This window comes from Mycobacterium sp. SMC-4, assembly GCF_050205565.1.
In the GTDB taxonomy this organism is placed as follows: Bacteria; Actinomycetota; Actinomycetes; order Mycobacteriales; family Mycobacteriaceae; genus Mycobacterium.
In genome coordinates, this window is the sequence record NZ_JBNMQU010000006.1 from 175201 (window position 1) to 194158 (window position 18958).

16 protein-coding genes are annotated in these 18958 nt (G+C 67.8%); 13 read left to right on the forward strand and 3 right to left on the reverse strand.

Going from position 1 to position 18958, the window contains the following annotated elements; genetic code table 11:
- The first annotated feature begins 69 nt into the window (after positions 1–69).
- The 4 genes from ACQI46_RS12790 (at position 70) to ACQI46_RS12805 (ending at position 5603) form a co-directional block, all read left to right on the forward strand.
- Positions 70–765 carry a proteasome protein gene (locus ACQI46_RS12790; RefSeq protein WP_427094370.1) on the forward strand — a complete coding sequence of 232 codons (696 nt, stop codon included), beginning with the start codon at positions 70–72 and terminating at the stop codon, positions 763–765.
- A gap of 119 nt (positions 766–884) precedes the next feature.
- Entirely contained in the window at positions 885–3113 is a 2229-nt protein-coding gene (gene treS / locus ACQI46_RS12795; RefSeq protein WP_427094371.1) for a maltose alpha-D-glucosyltransferase, read from the forward strand.
- 58 nt (positions 3114–3171) lie between these two features.
- The gene (locus ACQI46_RS12800) at positions 3172–4161 is read left to right on the forward strand and encodes a tocopherol cyclase family protein (protein WP_427094372.1); all 990 of its coding nucleotides are present in this window, start codon (positions 3172–3174) and stop codon (positions 4159–4161) included.
- Positions 4162–4253: 92 nt separating this feature from the next.
- The gene (locus tag ACQI46_RS12805) at positions 4254–5603 is read left to right on the forward strand and encodes an APC family permease (RefSeq protein WP_427094373.1); all 1350 of its coding nucleotides are present in this window, start codon (positions 4254–4256) and stop codon (positions 5601–5603) included.
- A 12-nt stretch (positions 5604–5615) separates the two neighbouring features.
- Here the strand turns inward: ACQI46_RS12805 and ACQI46_RS12810 are convergent, their stop codons facing one another.
- Entirely contained in the window at positions 5616–6452 is an 837-nt protein-coding gene (locus tag ACQI46_RS12810) for a class I SAM-dependent methyltransferase (RefSeq protein WP_427094374.1), read from the reverse strand.
- A 284-nt stretch (positions 6453–6736) separates the two neighbouring features.
- On the opposite strand from ACQI46_RS12810, the gene ACQI46_RS12815 reads away from it, so the two are divergent.
- The 4 genes from ACQI46_RS12815 to ACQI46_RS12830 are packed head-to-tail and all read left to right on the forward strand — an operon-like array spanning position 6737 to position 12354.
- Positions 6737–7423, forward strand: a complete 687-nt coding sequence (locus tag ACQI46_RS12815) for a PAS and ANTAR domain-containing protein (protein WP_427094375.1) — start codon at positions 6737–6739, stop codon at positions 7421–7423.
- A gap of 39 nt (positions 7424–7462) precedes the next feature.
- Positions 7463–7828: an STAS domain-containing protein gene (locus tag ACQI46_RS12820; RefSeq protein WP_427094376.1), complete on the forward strand. Its 366-nt coding sequence runs from the start codon at positions 7463–7465 to the stop codon at positions 7826–7828.
- Positions 7829–7870: 42 nt separating this feature from the next.
- Entirely contained in the window at positions 7871–12034 is a 4164-nt protein-coding gene (locus tag ACQI46_RS12825) for a SpoIIE family protein phosphatase (protein ID WP_427094377.1), read from the forward strand.
- Positions 12034–12354, forward strand: a complete 321-nt coding sequence (locus ACQI46_RS12830; protein ID WP_427094378.1) for an STAS domain-containing protein — start codon at positions 12034–12036, stop codon at positions 12352–12354. Before ACQI46_RS12825 ends, ACQI46_RS12830 begins: the two co-directional genes overlap by 1 nt.
- Here ACQI46_RS12830 and ligD read toward each other — a convergent pair whose 3' ends face one another.
- Entirely contained in the window at positions 12355–13314 is a 960-nt protein-coding gene (gene ligD, locus ACQI46_RS12835) for a non-homologous end-joining DNA ligase (protein ID WP_427094379.1), read from the reverse strand.
- A gap of 23 nt (positions 13315–13337) precedes the next feature.
- Positions 13338–14462, reverse strand: coding sequence for an acyl-CoA dehydrogenase family protein (locus tag ACQI46_RS12840; RefSeq protein WP_427094380.1), 1125 nt, complete (start codon positions 14460–14462; stop codon positions 13338–13340).
- A 115-nt stretch (positions 14463–14577) separates the two neighbouring features.
- On the opposite strand from ACQI46_RS12840, the gene ACQI46_RS12845 reads away from it, so the two are divergent.
- From ACQI46_RS12845 to ACQI46_RS12865, 5 genes are read left to right on the forward strand one after another with little or no spacing between them, the layout of a single operon-like run.
- Positions 14578–15756, forward strand: coding sequence for an acyl-CoA dehydrogenase family protein (locus ACQI46_RS12845; protein WP_427094381.1), 1179 nt, complete (start codon positions 14578–14580; stop codon positions 15754–15756).
- A 30-nt stretch (positions 15757–15786) separates the two neighbouring features.
- Complete coding sequence (locus ACQI46_RS12850) at positions 15787–16947, forward strand: amidohydrolase family protein (protein WP_427094382.1); 1161 nt, start codon at positions 15787–15789, stop codon at positions 16945–16947.
- Positions 16944–17228 (forward strand): hypothetical protein, encoded by a 285-nt coding sequence (locus ACQI46_RS12855; protein WP_427094383.1) that lies wholly within the window; start codon positions 16944–16946, stop codon positions 17226–17228. The genes ACQI46_RS12850 and ACQI46_RS12855 overlap by 4 nt, the downstream gene beginning before the upstream one ends.
- Before the next feature lie 45 nt (positions 17229–17273).
- The gene (locus ACQI46_RS12860) at positions 17274–18104 is read left to right on the forward strand and encodes an MlaE family ABC transporter permease (protein WP_427094384.1); all 831 of its coding nucleotides are present in this window, start codon (positions 17274–17276) and stop codon (positions 18102–18104) included.
- Positions 18104–18958 carry an ABC transporter permease gene (locus tag ACQI46_RS12865; RefSeq protein ID WP_427094385.1) on the forward strand — a complete coding sequence of 285 codons (855 nt, stop codon included), beginning with the start codon at positions 18104–18106 and terminating at the stop codon, positions 18956–18958. The genes ACQI46_RS12860 and ACQI46_RS12865 overlap by 1 nt, the downstream gene beginning before the upstream one ends.

The following is an 18958-nucleotide window of genomic DNA, read 5'->3' on the forward strand; positions in this document are numbered from 1 at the left end:
GTTGCCACCGCCGCGATGTCGCGCACCGTGAGAGCATCGATAGATGACACCGCGGCAGAGCTTCGTCCGATGACCGTCGTCCTGGCGATCCGCTGCGCGAACGGCATTGTGCTGGCGTCGGATTCGCAGATCACCGATCCCGGGCGCGGGCTGACCTATCCCGCGCAGAAGCTGCACTCGCTGGGACCCAACGCCGCCTGGGGCGGCAGCGGTTCCCGCGCGGTGCTCTACGACGTCGAGCAGGTCTTCAACGACGAAGCCGACGCGATCATCGAAGCCAAGAACATCGGACACGCACTGCAGGCCCGCGTGCTGCCGATCCTCAAGCACCACTACGAGAACTTCATCCCGCACGTGCCCGGTCAGGAGGCCGCCGGGACTCCCGCCACCTATGTGCTGGCCGCGGGTTACTCCGGTGCGGTGCCGTTCATCATCGACCTGGACCCGAACGGGCTCATCGGTCACCACGAGGAGACCGGCTTTCAAGCCGTCGGCAGCGGTGCGCCGTTGGCGCAGCAGGCCCATGCCCTGCTCACGCACTTCCAGATGAACGAGCGGGAGGTCGACTACGGCGTGGTGGCGGCACTGCGTGTGCTCGACGCGCTGGACGCGTCGTCACCGAGCGTCGGCGGTCCGATGGACGTCTGCCGGATCACGCCGGAAGGGGCCCATCATCTGAGCCCCGACGAGGTCGAGGAAGTGCGCGGCCACGTCAAGCGATGGGTCTCACTGGAGCACGACGCGCTGGACCGCCTCTTCGACTGAAGCTCGCCCGCTGCGATCAGGCATCGGTTTAGGCCGCGCGCTGCGATGGCAATACGCCCCCACATCGCGGTGCGGCGGCTCCGAGGGAAGACTGGACGACGGATGTGAGGAGGACGTTTATGTCGGAGTTGGCCGACACTGATGACGCGCCCGAGCCGGTCGAACCGACATATGAAGAACACCTGCACCCGGCCCGTCCGCGCACGCTGCGGTTCCGTCCGCGCGTCAAGACGCCGTTCGCGCGGCGTTCGCTGGCCCAGGACGGCGCGGCCAACGGCAACAACCCCGCTTATGTCGAATGGTTGCGCGCGCAGTCCATGCTCGCCGACGCGAACGAGATCAGCCAGCAGTTCTCGGGGCAGGGCTCGATGTGGCAGAACCCGTTCGCGACTCCCAACCCGCGCGCGGCCGTCGAGACCGCGTCGGTGTGGTTCACCGCGTACCCGTTGTCGTTGATCACCCGGCCTGACGAGTCGTTCCTCAAGGCGATGGCCAGCGAACAGATGTGGCAGGCGTTCGCCGAGATCGGTATCGAAGCGATCCACACCGGGCCGGTCAAGCGCGCAGGTGGCATCTCGGGATGGGAGTACACCCCCAGCGTCGACGGGCACTTCGACCGCATCGGCACGCAGATCGATCCGGCCTTCGGCACGGAGGACGAGTTCCGTCAGATGTGCGCCACCGCAGCCTGGTACGGCGGCACCATCATCGACGACATCGTGCCCGGGCACACCGGCAAGGGCGCCGACTTCCGGCTCGCCGAGATGAAGTACGCCGACTATCCGGGCATCTACCACATGGTCGAGATCGATCCCCGTGACTGGCACGAGTTGCCCGATGTGCCACCGGGAGTGGACTCGGTCAACATCGACGCCGAAACCGAGGAATGGCTGGACAAGGCCGGCTACATCATCGGCCGGCTGCAACGCGTCATCTTCTACGCCGAAGGCGTCAAGGAGACGAACTGGAGCGTCACGCGCCCGGTCACCGGTGTCGACGGCGTGGAGCGACGGTGGGTCTACCTGCACTACTTCAAGGACGGCCAGCCGTCGATCAACTGGCTGGACCCGTCGTTCGCCGGTATGCGCCTGGTGATCGGCGATGCCCTGCACTCCCTGGCCGACCTGGGCACCGGTGCGTTGCGTCTTGACGCCAACGGCTTCCTCGGCGTGGAAAAGGCTGCCAGCGAAGGCAATACGGCGTGGTCGGAGGGGCATCCGCTGTCCGAGGCGGCCAACCACCTCATCGCGAGCATGGTGCGCAAGGTCGGCGGGTTCACGTTCCAGGAGCTGAACCTGACCATCGACGACATCCGCCAGATCGGGGAGGCCGGCGCCGACCTGTCCTACGACTTCGTCAACCGGCCGGCCTACCACCATGCGTTGGCCACCGGAGACACCGAGTTCCTGCGGTTGACGCTGCGCACCACGCTCGAACTCGGTGTCGACCCCGCGTCGCTGGTGCATGCGTTGCAGAACCACGACGAGCTGACCTACGAACTGCTGCACTGGGAGAACGGGCACCGCGACGACATCTACCCCTACAAGGGTGGCGAACTGACCGGCGAACAGATCGCCGCGAGTGTGCGCGCCGATCTGATCGAGCACCTCACCGGGCCGGACGCGCCGTACAACCAGGTGTTCACCACCAACGGAATCGCCTGCACCACAGCGACGGTCGTCTGCGCGGCCCTGGGCATCCGCGACCTCGACGAGATCACCGACATCGACGACATCCGCCGGGCCCATCTGTTGCTGGCCATGTTCAACGCGCTGCAGCCCGGCGTCTTCGCCCTGTCGGGCTGGGATCTGTGCGGCATGCTCACGCTGCCGTTGGGCGACGTGGCCGAACTGGTCTCGGGCGGCGACACTCGCTGGATCAATCGCGCCGCGCACGACCTGATGGGCGCCAACCCGGGTGCCACCGCGTCCACCGCCGGGATGCCCGCCGGGCGCAGTCTGTACGGCACGATCCCGGAACAGCTGACCGACGACACCAGCTTCGCGCGACAGCTGCAGGCCATCCTGAAGGTGCGTTCCCACTACGGAGTCGCGACCAGCCGCCAGGTGGACATTCCCGAGGTGTCGCACCGCGGAATGCTGGTCATGGTCCACGAACTCGCCGATGCGGGGCATCTGGCGTTGACCGTGCTGAACTTCGCCAACGAGCCCATCGCGGGCAGTGTCCGCTCGGAGTTCCTGCCGCCGGGCGCGCGGGTGTCGGACATGTTCAGCGGCCATGACCTCACGACCGTCGACGATCTGCACAGCTTCGCCGTGGAGATCGCTCCGCTGCACGGGCTGGCCCTGCTGGTGCAGGCACCGGAGGAGCAGGCCGACGAGGCGTGATCGGCCCGCCGCGTCCGGACGTGTGGCCGTGACGCGGTAAACGGGTACCACGACGGTCGTGGCTGTTCTCGATCCCTTCACCTCCACCGGCCGTCGACTGGTGTCGGTGTACCGGCGCACCGGTGCCGATGTTCCGTTCGGCGACCCGCTGCCCACCCACGGCACCGAGATGGAGGGCTGGTTCTGGCGGCTGTCGGACGCCGCGAGCGGACGGGTGGTGATTGCGCTGTGCAGCGCCAACCGGCACCCCGACGGGGACTGGTCGACCGCGGCCATCGGTCTGCATCCGGGCGGGGTCACGCGGGCCGCGGCCATCGGCGGCGTCCGCGCGGACCCCGACCGCTTCGACGTCCGCGCCGACACCGGCGAGAACCGTCTGCACGCCACCCGCGACAGCTTGCACCTGGTCATCGGCGACAGCGCGGTCGACCTCCAGTTCCGCGACGCGTTCGACTGGCCCAAGGCGTTCGGCGGCGGGGGTGTGTTCTCCTCGGTGCCGTTCCTCAACCAGTACTGGCACCCGTACCGGCTGGGCGGCAGGGCCTCTGGGACTGTGACCAGTGGCGACCAGCGCTGGACGTTCGACGACGCGACGTTGTACTGCGAACGCAACTGGGGTGCGGGCTTTCCCCGACGGTGGTGGTGGGGGCAGGCACACGACTTCGGTGAGACCGACGTGTCGGTCGCGTTCTCGGGCGGGCTGCTCGAGTGGGGTCCGCTGTCCCGGGAGGTCACCGGTGTCGTGGTCCGCCTGGGCGACCGGGTCCTGCGGATCACGCCACCGGCGCTACTGAGCAGCAGCTGCGACCTGCGACGATGGCACATCACGGCCCGGACCGCGCGCTTTCATGTCGAACTCGAGGGGCACGGTGGTCCCGAGCGGCCGCATGTGCTGCCGGTGCCGCTGCCCGCGCAGCGCCGCAACATCGACTCCGACTACGAATACCTGGCCGGAACCCTGCGCTGCACCGTGCGCGAGTGGGGGCGGACCATCTTCGACGGGACCAGCGAGCTGGCCGGATTGGAGGTCGGCAGCCGACCCGGCTGACCGGTGCATTCGAAAGCGCTCCGCGGGGTATGTCTCGACTCGGCGCGTCGCGGCCCCGCGCGCCGCACGCCTGAGCCGACAGGAGACCGCGCATGTCGTCTGATACCGACACCGAGCAGGGCACCGAACCGGAGCGCTCGAAGCTGGCCCGCAAGATCACCGGACCACTGCTGTTCCTGTTCATCCTCGGCGACGTCCTCGGCGCGGGCGTCTACGCCCTGATGGGTGTGCTGGCCGAGGAAGTGGGCGGTGCGCTGTGGGCGCCGCTGGTGCTCGCGCTGTTCCTGGCGCTTCTGACCGCCGGGTCCTACGCCGAGCTGGTGACGAAATACCCGCGGGCCGGAGGGGCCGCGGTGTTCGCCGAACGCGCCTTCAAGACGCCGCTGGTGTCATTTCTGGTCGGGTTCAGCATGCTCGCCGCCGGGGTGACCAGTGCCGCCGGACTGGCCCTCGCGTTCTCGGGGGACTACCTGGCCACCTTCATCGACATTCCGGTCATTCCGGCTGCGCTGATGTTCCTGGCCCTGGTGGCGTGCCTAAACGCGCGCGGAATCAGCGAGTCGCTCAAGTCCAACGTGGTGATGACGATGGTCGAGCTGACCGGTCTGCTCATCGTGATCGGCGCCGTGGCCATCATGGTCGGCCGCGGGGACGGCGACCTCGGAAGGGTCGGAGAGTTTCCCGAGGGGGCGTCACCGGCACTGGCGGTTCTCGGTGGCGCGATCATCGCCTATTACTCGTTCGTCGGGTTCGAGACCTCCGCGAACGTCGTCGAGGAGATCACCGATCCCAGCCGGGTCTATCCGCGCGCATTGTTCGGTGCGTTGATCGCCGCCGGAGTGGTGTACGCCCTGGTCGGGTTGGCCAGTGCGATTGCGCTGCCACCGGCGGAACTGGCGCAGTCGTCGGGTCCGCTCCTCGAGGTTGTCGAGGCGGCCGGCGTAGGCGTCCCGGACTGGTTGTTCAGCTTCATCGCATTGATCGCCGTGGCCAACGGGGCACTGTTGACCATGATCATGGCCAGTCGCCTCACCTACGGCATGGCGCACGAGGGGCTGCTGCCCGGCGTCCTGGCGAAAGTACTGCCCAACCGTCGTACGCCCTGGGTGGCCATCCTGGCCACCACCGCTGTGGCGATGGTCCTGACGCTGACCGGTGACCTCTCGACACTCGCCGAAACCGTGGTCCTGCTGCTGCTTTTCGTGTTCGTGTCCACCAACATCGCGGTTCTGGTGCTGCGCCGCGACCACGTCGAGCACGACCACTTCCGGGTGTGGACCGCTGTACCGGTGCTGGCCGTCGCATCGTGCGTGCTGCTGCTGACCCAGCAGAGCGCGACGGTGTGGATGTTCGGGGGCATCCTGCTCGGCGTGGGTGCGGTGCTCTACATCGGGGCTCGACGGATGACCGGTGAGCCACTGCTGCACTCCCGATCGGAGTAGACGCCGCGCTGGTCACCGCCTGATCGCGGTGACCAGCAGGTACTCGGCCGGGTACTCGGTGCGGTCCGGTTCGCTGCTGTGGTTCCACTCGTGCAGCAGCGTGAGGAAGTCGCGGTCGAGCGCGTCCACCTTGTCCTGCGCGTCGGCGATGTGCCGGTACACCGCGATCGTGGGCCCGTAGTTGCGCTTCCAGTACTCCCGGAATTCTTCGGGACTGGCGCAGCGGTCCATGGTGATGGTCTCCCGACGCATCTGCAAATCGGATACTTTGTCGCCGAACAGTTCTCGGACATGGTCGGGGTTGCCCCACTGCGGAGGTGGACCGGCGCCGGGCGGCGGCGGCGCCGCGTACGGCTTCATGGTGGCGAACAACTTCCCGATGAACCCTTCGGGGGTCCAGTTGATCATCCCGATCGTCGCGCCGGGTCGGGCCACGCGCACGAGTTCGTCCGCGGTGGCCTGGTGATTCGGTGCGAACATCGCCCCGACGCAGGACATCACCACGTCGAACTCGCCGTCGTCGAACGGCAGCGCCTCGGCGTCGGCCTCCACCCAGTCGACGTCCACGCCGCGCTGCGCGGCGATGGCCCGCCCGGCGTCGAACAACTCCGGGGTGAGGTCGCCGGCGGTGACCGCGGCGCCGGTAGCGGCCGCAGGGATGGCGGCGTTGCCGGACCCGGCGGCCACGTCGAGTACGCGTTGACCGGCTCGCACCCCGCACGCCTCGACCAGGCGAGGTCCGAGTCCGGGAATCAGTTCGGCGGCCACTGCGGGATAGTCGCCGGAAGCCCACAGCGCGCGGTGTTTGACCTTGACCTCGCGTCCCGCGTCGGTCATCGGATCACTCATGGTCGCTCCTCGGGGGATGGCTGGACATGAACTGCCGGTCAGCGGCCGGTGGCGGAGGTGGGAGGACGTTCGCTCCAGGCGTCGGCGCCCAGCGCGGGCGGTGATCCCGTGCTGTGAAGTGGCCGGACAACGGCGCGCGCTCGGTGCGCGTCACCGTGCGATGGTAACGCCGATATGCCCCTTCATCAGGGAAAATGGTGCGACTTCGTCGAACGGACCGCCCGTCCGGGTGGCGAAGCATGCGAACACCGGTGACGCCTTCGGCAAGATGGGATAATGCGTCAATGCCAGAGCGTGCGCGGGTGTCGACCTCCGGCGCGGGGGCGATGGCGTCCGCGACGGACGACCTGCCCGCCGGTGGGTTCCGGTTCTGGTTCGTCGGCGAACGGTGGGAGTGGTCCGACGAGGTCGCGCGGATGCACGGCTACGAGCCCGGCACGATCACCCCGACCACTGAACTGCTGCTGGCGCACAAGCATCCAGAGGACCGTCGGCACGTCCAGGAGCATCTCGACCGCGCTCTGCACGCCGGCGGATCGTTCTCCAGCCGGCACCGCATCATCGACACGACAGGACAGGAGCACTCGGTTCTGGTGCTGGCCGACCGGATGTACGACGACCGCGGCGCCGTCGTGGGCACCGAGGGCTACTACGTCGACCTCACGGCCAGCCTCGACCAGGCCCGCCGGTCGGCGTTGGACGAATCGCTGCCGGACCTGTTCGAAGCCCGTGCCGCGATCGAACAGGCCAAGGGCGCGTTGATGCTGGTCTACCGCATCGACGCCGACCAGGCGTTTCAGCTGCTGCAATGGCGTTCGCAGCAGACCAACACCAAGTTGCGCACACTTGCCGCCCAGCTGGTCAGCGAATTCGTCGGCATCGGAGCAGATGCGGGGGCACTGCGCCGCGAGCTGGACCATACGCTGCTGACGGTCCACCAACGTGTGGGCGCCGTGGTGAAGCGGAACTAGGACAGTGGCTCGTTGTGCGAGGGGTGGGTACGGAGACGCGTGGGTCTGTTAGATGTCCGGTGCGAGAGCACGGACGGTGCAGTGGTGGTGTCCGTTCACGGCGAAGTCGATTCCGGCACAGTCGATGTGCTCTTGCGCGTGCTTGACGACGGAATCGGCGTGGCGGCCGGTGCACCGGAACGGCTGATGGTCGTCGACCTCGACGAGGTCACCTATTTCGGCAGCGCCGGACTGAACGCCGTCGTGGGTGCTCACGAACGCGGCGCGGCTGACGGCATCGCGGTGCGCCTGGTCGCCACCAAGGCCGAGGTGATGCGGCCGCTGGAGATCACCAAACTCGACCAGGTGCTGCGGCTCTACCGGTCGGTGGCATCCGCCCTCGCTGACGATCGCGATTCGGTGTGACGGCCCCGGCTGGGCTCTCACCCGTCGCTGCGGGTGGGCGAAATGGCTGAGACTCCCTCGAGGTCAACGGTTTTCGATGCCGGCGGAGCAGTGGGCCGCGACCATGCACAGGTGGACTGGGCGGCGACGCCGCTGGGCGCGCCGCACACCTGGCCGCAGAGCCTGCAGACCGCGGTGGGGATCCTGCTGTCCTCGCGCTTCCCGATGTGGATGGCGTGGGGACCGGAGCTGACGTTCTTCTGTAACGACGCCTACCGCCGCGACACGTTGGGACGCAAGTACCCGTGGGCACTGGGGCGCCCGGCCAGCGAGGTGTGGGCCGAGATCTGGGACGACATCGCTTCGCGTATCGAGCAGGTGCTCCGCACCGGCGAGGCCACCTGGGACACCGCGCTGCTGTTGTTCCTGAAGCGGTACGACTACGTCGAGGAGTCGTACCACACGTTCAGCTACAGTCCGCTGCACGACGACGCGGGAGACGTCGTGGGCATGCTGTGTGTGGTCAGCGAGGACACCCTGCAGGTGATCGGCGAGCGCCGGATGGCCACGCTGCGCGACCTCGGTTCGGATCCCAGCGTGGTGCGCACCGAGTCCGAAATCCTGATGTTCGCCGATCAACAACTGTCGCAGAACCTGCGCGATCTGCCGTTCACCCTGACCTACCTCTACGGCGACGACGGCACCGCGCGTCTGGCCGGAAGCAGCGGAGTGCCGCCCGGGCATCCGATCGCCCCCGCCGAGATCGGCCGTCACGACGACGGCCTCTGGCCGGCGATCGACCCGGCGGCGGCCGACGCCGTGCTCGTCGAGCTCGGCGCGGACCGATTCCCGGACCTGCCGACCGGTGACTGGCCGCGCCCCCCGACTCATGCGCTGGTGGTTCCGCTTGTGCAGCAGGGGAGTTCGACCGTCGGATTCCTGGTGGCGGGCCTGAACAGGTACCGGCCGCTCGACGACGGTTACCGCGGTTTCCTCACCTTGGTCGCCGGGCACATCGCTGCCGGTATCGGGCTGGCCCGCAGTTACCGCAGCCAGCAGCAGCGCGCCGAGGAACTCGCCGAACTCGACCGGGCCAAGACCACGTTCTTCTCCAACATCAGCCACGAGTTCCGGACCCCGCTGACGCTGATCCTGGACCCGGTCTCCGAGCTACGGCGCGCCGACCATCTGGACGAGCGTACCCGTCAGGAACTGGACGTGGTGTGGCGCAACGGATTACGTCTGACCAAGTTGGTCAACACCCTGCTGGACTTCTCCCGCATCGAAGCCGGCCGCGCGCAGGCCACCTACACGCCGGTGGATCTGGCCACCCTGACCGCCGAACTGGCCAGCGTGTTCCGGTCGGCGGTCGATCGCGCCGGTCTGACTTTCGAGGTCGACTGCCCGCCGCTGGGCGAACCCGTCTACGTGGACCGGGACATGTGGGAAAAGGTCATCTTCAACCTGTTGTCGAACGCGCTGAAGTTCACGTTCGACGGCAGTATCAGCGTGCGGGTTCACCGCGCCGGCGGAGAGGCGGTCATCGTCGTCGCCGACACCGGTACCGGCGTCCCCGCGACGGAGATGCCGCGCCTGTTCGAGCGCTTCCACCGTATCGACAACGTGCAGGCGCGTTCGCACGAGGGCAGCGGGATCGGACTGGCACTGGTCAAGGAGCTGGTGGAGCTGCACGGCGGCAGCATCACCGCAGACAGTGTCGAGTCGGTCGGCACGACGTTCACCATCCGCGTCCCGTTCGGTACCGCGCACCTTCCCGCGGATGCCGTCGCGCCCGCCACCGGGCGACGCAGTGTGGTCAGCGGCGCCGAGGCATACGTCGAGGAGGCCATGCGATGGCTGCCGACCGGACTCGCCCAGGCTGATCACGAAAACGACGGTATGTCAATGCAATTCGACGGTACCGTCGCCCCGCTGACACGCGCCGGTGGATCGGAGCCGGTCCGCATACTTGTCGCCGACGACAACGCCGACATGCGCGGCTACCTGACCCGGCTGCTCAGCTCGGACGGCTACCGCGTCGACGCTGTCAACGACGGGCAGGACGCGCTCGACAGCGCGCGCGCCAACCCGCCGGACCTGGTGATCAGCGATGTGATGATGCCGCGCATCGACGGGCTGGCGCTGGTCGCGGCGCTGCGGGCGGATCGTCGCACTGCCGCCGTCCCGGTGCTGCTGTTGTCGGCGCGCGCCGGGCAGGAAGCGTCGATCACCGGCCTGCAGGCCGGGGCCGACGACTATCTGGTCAAGCCGTTCGCGGCCGCTGAACTGCTGGCGCGGGTGCGGGCCAACGTCGAACTCGCGCGACTGCGCGACCACCACGCGCGTTGGCGTACGGCGTTGGTCGACTCGTTGCAGGAAGCGTTCTTCGTCTGCGAGGAAGACGGATCCGTCGTCGAGATCAACGCCGCGTTCACCACCATGCTCGGCTATGACACCTCCGGGCTGCCGTATCGGCCCGAGTATCCGTGGTGGCCCACGGTCGACTCCGATCCCGAGGCGCATCGACAGGTGAGCCGAGCCTTCGGTGCCGTGCTGGAGCGATCGCACGGCACGTTGTCGCCGGTGCCGGTCACACACCGCGACGGCCGTCGGCTCTGGGTGGCCGTGACGTTCACCCAGGCCGAGGACCCGAACACCGGCCGCAAGGTGGTGGTGGGCACGATGCGTGACATCACCGCTGAGCACTACCTCGTGCAACGCGAGACCGCACTGGCATCGCTGAACGAGGCGCTGGCGCAAGCGGATACGCTCGACGACGCGGTGGCCGCGGCCACCGCCGAACTCTGGCAGGTGTGGCATGCGCGCCGGGTGCTGGCCGTGACACTGCCCGACGATGAGCGCCGCGGCGTGTCACCGCACACGGTGTGCGTCGGTGAGCCGGTCCGGTGGGACGAGTTGGCCGCCGAGACGCGCGACGCGATCCTCGGCCTGCGGGAGGGTGAGTTGCTGGCCCCGGCGATCACCCAACCCGGCTGGGCCGGCGTGGCATTGCGGCACCCCCGCGGCGTGCTGGTGCTCTACATCGACCTCTACGAGACGCGGTGCTTCACCGCCGAGGACCACACGTTGCTCACCGTGCTGGCCGGCCGGCTCGGACAGGGACTGCAGCGCGTGCACCAGATCGACCAGCAACGCGAGACCGCGCTGGCCCTGCAGCACGCCATTCTGGGCCCTGCGGTGTCCAGTGGTTTCGCCGTGCGCTATCAGCCCGCGACGCGGCCACTGCAGGTGGGCGGCGATTGGTACGACGTCGTCGATCTCGACGACGGCCGGATCGCGCTGGTCGTCGGTGACTGCGTCGGCCACGGTCTGGACGCCGCGACTGTCATGGGACAGCTCCGTAGTGCCTGTCGCGCATTGCTTTTGGAGCACCCGAGCCCCGCGCGTGCACTCGAAGCCCTCGACCGTTTCGCCGCGCGGCTGCCGGGTGCGCGGTGCACCACGGCCTTCGCCGCGGTGCTCGACTGCAAAACCGGTGAACTCGTCTACTCCTGCGCGGGTCATCCGCCGCCGATCCTGGTGGGCGCCGACCGCAGCACCCAGTTGCTCGACGAGGCCCGCGCGATTCCGCTGGGGCTGACCTACGCGCCGCAACGGCCCGAGGGACGTGCCATCATGCCCCCGCGCTCGACGCTGCTGCTCTACACCGACGGGCTGGTCGAGCGCCGCCGCGAGTCCATCGACCACGGGATCGCGCGCGCCACCGTCGCCGTTCAGGACAACCGCGCCACCGACCTCGAAAAGCTCGCGGACGTGATCATGTCGCGGCTGGCACCGGGCGACGGCTACCACGACGACGTCGCAGTGCTGCTCTATCGCCAGCCGGCGCCGCTGGATGTGACGATCCCCGCGGACGTGGGCGAGTTGGCGCCGTGTCGCGCCGCGTTGCGGGACTGGCTGGACTGCGCCGGCCTCGACACCGAGCAGGTCCTGGATGTGTTGATCGCAGCCGGGGAAGCGCTGGCCAACGCGATCGAACACGGACACCGTGACCTGCCCGACGGCACCGTGCGGCTGCACGCGGTCGCCACGAGCGACACGCTGTACCTGACCGTCGCCGACACCGGCCGCTGGAAGACGCCTGCCGCGGTGCCGCTGCTGCACCGCGGCAGGGGCATCACGCTGATGCAGGCTCTGATGCAGGATGTCACCATCGATTCACAGCCCACCGGCACCACGGTGCGCATGCAGTTGAGGATCAGCTGATGGCGACACCTCTCGAGGTGAGGACCGACCGCGACGGCGACGGCACGACCGTCCTGACCGCCGCCGGCGAACTCGACCTGAGCAATATCGCGGTGTTCGCCGAGGCGATCACAGCCGCCCGAGCGAGCATGGACGGCGCGTCTGGTTCCGCGTTGCGCATCGATCTCAGCGACGTCCACTACCTCGACAGCGGCGCCATCAACGTGCTCTTCGATCATGCCCAGTCGATCGAACTCGTCGTCAACCCGATCCTGGTGCCGGTGTTGACGCTCAGCGGCTTGGCCGACGTCGCCGCCGTTTCGGCCGCTGACCCGCGCTGACTACTCGCTGCGGTCGCGGCGCGCGCGGGCGCGGCGTTTGCCCTCGTGCATCGCGGCCACCCTCGCCACCGGGATGGTGCGGCCGTATTCGATCAGCGAGGCCGGTAACCGCGCAGGTGCGGGCATGGTCTCGGCCCACGGGTCGCGTCCGGCCAGGGCCGCCACGGCGGTGCGCAGGGTGAAGTCCGACGGCGTCACCCGATCCAGATCCGACCAGGCCACCGGGAAGGACACCGGGGTGCCGGGTCGAAGACGCGGACTGTAGGCCGCCGCCACGGTGGCCCCGCCGGCGCGGGTGGCGTCGACGAACACCTTGCCCTGTCGGTCCTCGACGATGAACGCGGTGGTGGCGATCGACGGGTTCAGCGCTTCGGCGTGAGCGGCCAGGGCGCGGGTGGCCGCGGCGACGTCGTCGGGCGGGGTGCCGGTGTCGATCGGCACGAAGATGTGCAGTCCCCGCGACCCACTGGTCTTGACCGCACCGCTCAAACCGTTGGCGGACAGCGCTTCTCGTACCAGGTGTGCCACCGCGACGACCGCCCGGAAGTCGTGGCCGTCCGGCGGGTCGAGGTCGAGGATCACGTGTGTGGGCCGATGAAGGTCGTCCACGCGGCCCAGGCCCGGGTGGAATTCCACGGCGCGCTGGTTGGCCAACCACAACAGCGTGCGTCTGTCGTCGCAGACGGCGTAGCGGACCTCCCGCTGGGAGGACTCCGCCCACACGGTCGCCGTGCGCACCCATTCGGGGGTGTACTTCGGCACGTTCTTCTGCATGAACGGCGCACGGCCCCGCAGCGCGCGCAGTACGGTCAGCGGCCTGCCGGCGAGAACCGGGAGTATGCGGTCGGCCACCGCGTCGAGGTAGTCCACCAGGTCCCGCTTGGTGGCGTCGGCCTCCGGACTCAGCGGCTGGTCGAGGTTGGTCAGGTCGACGCCGGCGCGCTGCTCCCCGGAGGCCATGCAGCCAGCCTACGGGGGAGAGGTCAGGGAGCAGCGGTTTCGAGCAGGTGACACAACCGCTCTCGGTGGAAGGCGGCGTCGCCGCACAACAACGCACCGGTGCGTGCGCGCCGCAGGTAGAGATGCAGGTCGTGTTCCCAGGTGAAGCCGATGCCACCGTGCAACTGCAGCGCCTCGCCGGCCAGCCGACTGATCGCGTCGGAGACATACGCCTTCGCGACGCTGACGGCGTGGTCCGGATCGGCGTCGGGCGCATCGAGCGCCATCGCGGCGTGGTAGGTGGCCGCGGTGCTGGCCTGCACCCAGATCCGCATGTCGGCGCACTTGTGTTTGACGGCCTGGAAACTGCCCACCGGCCGGCCGAATTGGTGACGCTCCTTGACGTAGTCGACGGTCATCGTGAGCAACCGCTGTCCGATCCCGACCAGCTCGGCACACAGCAGCACGGTGCTCAGATGCATCGAGCGGATCATGGTCTGCTGCGCAGCGTCGCCGGACAGGCACAGAGCGGATTGCTCGACCGCGACGTCGTCGAAGGTGACGTCGCAGTAGCTGCGGGTGACATCGAGGGTCTGTTGTCGCCGGACATGGACACCGGGGGTGTCGGTCGGGACGACGAAACGCGCCGGCGCGCCGTCGAGCACCGCATCGACGACGAGGATCTGCGCAGCGTCGGCGTCCTGCACGCAGACCTTCGTCCCGCTGATCCGGTAGCCCGTGTCGCTGCGCACCGCGTGCGTGCCGATCCCGGACAGGCCCCACGGCTGCCCCCACTCGGCGAAGGCCCAGCCCGCGATCAGTGAACCTTCGGAAATCAGTTGCAGCAGCTTGCTTTTGTCCGCTGCACCTGACCCGGCCAGGGCGTCGGCGGCAACGACCACCGGGATGAACGGGGTGGTCGCCAGCCCGTAGCCGAGTTCGACACAGACCAGCGCCGACTCGATGACCTGCTGACCGAGTCCGCCGTCGCCTTCGGCGATCCCCAGGGCCGGCCACCCCAGGTCCGTTCCTTCCTTCCACAGCTCGACGTCGAAACCTTCAGGTGCGTCGATGAGTTGCCGCGCCCGCGTGACCGAGGATCTGCGTGTCAGAAGCGATTTGGTGGAGTCGACCAGACCCCGCTGTTCGTCGTTGAGCTCGAAATCCACGGTCTACTCCTTAGCCGAGGGTCGATCGGGGCAGAGAACTCTCGAAAACCTTCCCAAAGATACAGGATACTGATTAAGGTAAATCAAGCTTCAACGAACGATCGCGGAGGGTGCTGTGCAACTGAGGCAGGACGCGGGACTCCGGGCGCTACGGCAGCGGGTACGCGATCTTGCGGCGCGCCACGCACCACCGCGACAGCCGCGCACCGGCGTCCGGGCACCGGAGGCCGAGGACATCCCGGCGCTGCGGAAATGGACCGGGGTGTTGTTCTCCGAACACCTGTTGGGGGTGAACTGGCCGGTGGAGTTCGGCGGCCTGGCCGATCCGCATCCGTTGCACGAATCGGTGGTCACCGACGAACTGGTCCGGGTCGGTGCCCCCGGACCGGTGGGTGGGGGACTGCTGGCAGGAGCCGCGATCATTGCCTCGGGCACGCCGGCGCAGAAGGAGTACTTCCTGCCGCAGATCCGGTCCGGCGAACACATCTGGTGTCAGCTGTTCAGCGAACCCGACGCCGGCAGCGACCTGGCCGGCCTGCGTACCCGTGCCCGCCGCGAAGGCGACGAGTTCGTCGTCGACGGACAGAAAGTATGGACCACCAACGGACAACACGCCGACTGGGGTTACCTGTTGGCGCGCACCAACTCTGACGCACCGAAGCACGCGGGTATCACCGCTTTCGCGCTCGACATGTCCACTCCCGGCGTGACGGTACGGCCGCTGCGCGAGATCACCGGGACCTCGGACTTCAACGAAGTGTTCTTCGACGGCGTCCGCATTCCCGCCGACCGGGTGATCGGGGAGGTCGACAACGGCTGGGCGGTCACCACCGCGAGCCTGGCCCAGGAGCGCGCCGGCGCCGGCGGCGGCGCGTCGCTGTTCGGCGCGCTGGACCGGCTGGTCCGGCTTGCGGCCGAGGTGACCCGCGACGGCAGCCCCGCCATCGACCGCGACGACATCCGGCAATCCATCGGGAAATTCGCCGCCGACGTCCACGTCAACAGTTTGGTATCGGCCTACGGTGAGAGCCGCGCGTTGCACGGAACCGGGGACATGGGAGACGCGCCGGTGTCGAAGATCCTCTTCAGCGAGATCAACCTGGCCCTGCACGAATTCGGCTTCCAACTGCAGGGACAGGACGGTATCCGCGTCGAAGGTGACCCTGACGTGTGGGACGACGGCTGGTGGCAGGACGGGTTCCTCTACGGACGAGCGTTCACCATCGCCGGCGGGACCAACGAGGTACTGCGCAATGTGATCGCCGAACGCGCACTGGGGCTGCCCCGTGGTTGACGTACTGACCGACGAGATGCGGAGGATGTAATGCCGTTACAGGACTGGATGAAGATCATCTCGGTGGACGACCACGTCATCGAGCACCCGCGGGTGTGGCAGGACCGGCTGTCGGAGAAGTTCCGCGACAGCGGCCCGCAGATCATCGAAACCGCTGAGGGACACCATGTCTGGCAGTACGAAGGTCAGCTCTATCCGCAGATCGGGCTGAACGCGGTCGCCGGCAAGCCGCCGGCGGAGTACGGGATGGAACCCGTCCGCTACGACCAGATGATCCCCGGCTGCTACGACCCGGTCGAACGGATCAAGGACATGGACATCGACGGTGTCCACGCCGCCCTGGCGTTTCCGTCTTTCCCGGGATTCGGCGGCGGAGTGTTCCAACGCGCCCAGAACAAGGACCTCGCGCTGGAGTGTGTGCGGGCGTGGAACGATTTCCAGGTCGACGAATGGTGCGCGACAGCTCCGGATCGCTTGATCCCATTGGGGATTCTGCCTACCTGGGACCCGGCGCTGGCCGCCGCCGAAGTGGAACGTCTGACGGAGAAAGGCACCAAAGCGGTGTCCTTCCCCGACAGTCCGGTCCCGCTGGGACTGCCGTCCTTCCACGACCCCGACCACTGGGAAGTGCTCTGGGATGCACTCGAAGCCGCCGACATGCCGGTGTGCCTGCACTTCGGTGCCGGCGGATTCGTCCCGGGTTTCTCGTTCAACCCCGCATCCTATGACCCGAGGGCGCCGTTTGCCGTCGCGATCGCCACGTTCTCGACGAACCTGATGTGGACCACCGCGGATCTGGTGTTCTCCGGTGCGCTGCAACGTCACCCGAAACTGAAGTTCATGCTGTCCGAAGGCGGCATCGGGTGGATTCCCTACCTGTTGGAGCGCCTTGATTACACGTGGGAGCGGCATCGCTGGTACCAGAACATCAGCCGCACCGACCGGCCGTCGGACCTGTTCCGCAAGCACTTCTGGGGATGCTTCATCGACGACGAGCACGGGGTCAACGCCCGGGACGCGATCGGCATCGAGAACATCCTCGTCGAGGTCGACTATCCGCACTCCGACTCGAACTGGCCCAACAGCCGCAAGCGGATCGCCGAGAACCTGCACACCGTCGCCGACGCCGACGTCCACCGCATCGTCGAACTCAATGCGCGTGAACTGCTGCACTTCGGCGACGGCCGATGACCGAACCGCGCCCGGAGACCGACGACTACGACCTGCTCACCTTCGGCGAGGTGGCGGCCCGACTCTCCGAGGAACTCGCCGAAGCCACCCGGGAGCTCGAGCGGGTGCGTCGGGGCACGCCTGAAAACCCCGACGAGATCCGGCGTCTGGAGGACCGCATCACACTGCTGCAGGACAGCGCGAATCGCTACCGGCAGGAACAGCAGACCAACGAATCGTTCACCCGACGATTCGGACCGCTGTCGGGCCCCTCGTCCGGTCCCGGGCCCGAGTGGCGCTGACTCCGTAAGCACGGGATCCGAAAGTCAATGGCGACAACACGGAACATGCCTTCGCCACTCGGCGAGGTCGGCGAGTGGACCAAGGGCTATGCCAGGCGGCATCCCATCGCCTCCCTGGAAACAGTTGGCAGCCAGTGCATCCTGGGCCTGCGCGCACTGCGGTACCTGGTCGCGGACATCGCACGCGGACGCTTTCCGTTCGCCGAGTTCATCCAACAGGCCTCCTTCATGGCGTCGACGGCCATGTTGCCGACCATGTGCGTCGCGATCCCCATCGGCGTGACACTGCAGATCCAGTTCGCACTGCTCGCCGGCCAGGTGGGGGCCACCTCGCTGGCCGGTGCCGCGAGCGGACTCGCGGTCATCCGCCAGGGCGCACCGCTGGTGGCCGCTCTGTTGATGGCCTCGGCGGTCGGCTCGGCGATCTGCGCCGATCTCGGGTCGCGCACCATCCGGGACGAAGTCGACGCACTCGAGGTGATGGGCATCTCGGCCATCCGCCGGCTGGTGGTGCCGCGTCTGGCGGCCGCGATCGTCGTCGGCGTCGCGCTGACCGGACTGGTGTGCTTCATCGGATTCCTGGCCGGCTACCTGTTCAACACGTTCGCCCAGGACGGTGCGCCCGGGAGTTTCGTGACCACGTTCGCGTCGTTCGCGACGGTCAGTGACCTGGTCTTGACGCTGATCAAGGCGGTGGTCTTCGGGGCGATCGTCGCGATCGTCGCGTGCGACAAAGGGTTGACCACCAAGGGCGGACCGGCGGGTGTGGCCAACTCGGTCAACGCCACCGTGGTCGCGTCGATCCTGCTGCTGATGATCACCAACGTGGTGTTCACCCAGATGTATGTCCTGCTGTTCCCGAAGGTCGCCCTGTAATGGCCGCGCCGTACTATCCCCGCGGAGTCCGGCCGCTGGTGGTCGCGGGAACGGCGATGGCCGATGGCGGCGTCCGCCTCGGCCACATGATCACGTTCTTCGTCCGTGCGGTCGCAGGGATCCCGGTGACCCTCACGCGCTACCGCAAGGCGTTCCTGACAATCCTGTCCGACGTCACATGGGGCAACGGCTCCGTCGTGGTGGGCGGCGGAACGGCCTGGGTGATCATCCTGCTCGGCGCGACCGCCGGCGCGATCGTAGGTATCGAAGGGCTGCAGGCACTGCACTTGCTGGGGATGGAACCCGCAGCCGGCCTGTTGTCCTCCACGGTGTCGACGCGCGAGCTCGCACCGGTCATGGCCGCGCTGGCCTTCGCCGCGCAAGCGGGTTGTCGATTCACCGCGCAACTCGGTTCCATGCGGATCTCCGAGGAGATCGACGCGATGGAATCCCTTGCCATCCGGCCGATTCCGTACCTGATCACCACCCGGCTGCTGGCATCCGCGGTGGCCATCATCCCGCTCTACATCCTGTGCCTGCTGATCAACTACGCGGCAGTGCAGACCGTCGTCAGTGTGGCCGGCGGCCTGTCGGCGGGGTCCTACGACCACTACTTCCGGTTGGTGCTGACCGGTTCGGACATCCTGTACTCGGTGATCAAGGCGATCGTCTTCGTCATCATCACCTCGACCATCCAGTGCTACTACGGCTATTTCGCCAGCGGCGGCCCACAGGGTGTCGGGGTGGCGGCGGGACGCGCCATGCGGGCCAGCATCTCGGTGATGATCATCGCGAACCTTTTGCTCACGATCGGGTTGTGGGGCATCGGTTCCGGCGCGAGGCTTGGTGGCTGA

What these genes read in the sequence shown, in the direction of transcription:
- ACQI46_RS12865 (WP_427094385.1), top strand. Translation starts at nt 18,104, where the DNA reads ATGGCCGCGCCGTACTATCCCCGCGGAGTCCGGCCGCTGGTGGTCGCG.
- ligD (WP_427094379.1), bottom strand. Translation starts at nt 13,314, where the DNA reads ATGGCCTCCGGGGAGCAGCGCGCCGGCGTCGACCTGACCAACCTCGAC.
- ACQI46_RS12790 (WP_427094370.1), top strand. Translation starts at nt 70, where the DNA reads ATGACCGTCGTCCTGGCGATCCGCTGCGCGAACGGCATTGTGCTGGCG.
- ACQI46_RS12825 (WP_427094377.1), top strand. Translation starts at nt 7,871, where the DNA reads ATGGCTGAGACTCCCTCGAGGTCAACGGTTTTCGATGCCGGCGGAGCA.
- ACQI46_RS12805 (WP_427094373.1), top strand. Translation starts at nt 4,254, where the DNA reads ATGTCGTCTGATACCGACACCGAGCAGGGCACCGAACCGGAGCGCTCG.
- ACQI46_RS12860 (WP_427094384.1), top strand. Translation starts at nt 17,274, where the DNA reads ATGCCTTCGCCACTCGGCGAGGTCGGCGAGTGGACCAAGGGCTATGCC.
- ACQI46_RS12810 (WP_427094374.1), bottom strand. Translation starts at nt 6,452, where the DNA reads ATGAGTGATCCGATGACCGACGCGGGACGCGAGGTCAAGGTCAAACAC.
- treS (WP_427094371.1), top strand. Translation starts at nt 885, where the DNA reads ATGTCGGAGTTGGCCGACACTGATGACGCGCCCGAGCCGGTCGAACCG.
- ACQI46_RS12830 (WP_427094378.1), top strand. Translation starts at nt 12,034, where the DNA reads ATGGCGACACCTCTCGAGGTGAGGACCGACCGCGACGGCGACGGCACG.
- ACQI46_RS12850 (WP_427094382.1), top strand. Translation starts at nt 15,787, where the DNA reads ATGCCGTTACAGGACTGGATGAAGATCATCTCGGTGGACGACCACGTC.
- ACQI46_RS12855 (WP_427094383.1), top strand. Translation starts at nt 16,944, where the DNA reads ATGACCGAACCGCGCCCGGAGACCGACGACTACGACCTGCTCACCTTC.
- ACQI46_RS12815 (WP_427094375.1), top strand. Translation starts at nt 6,737, where the DNA reads ATGCCAGAGCGTGCGCGGGTGTCGACCTCCGGCGCGGGGGCGATGGCG.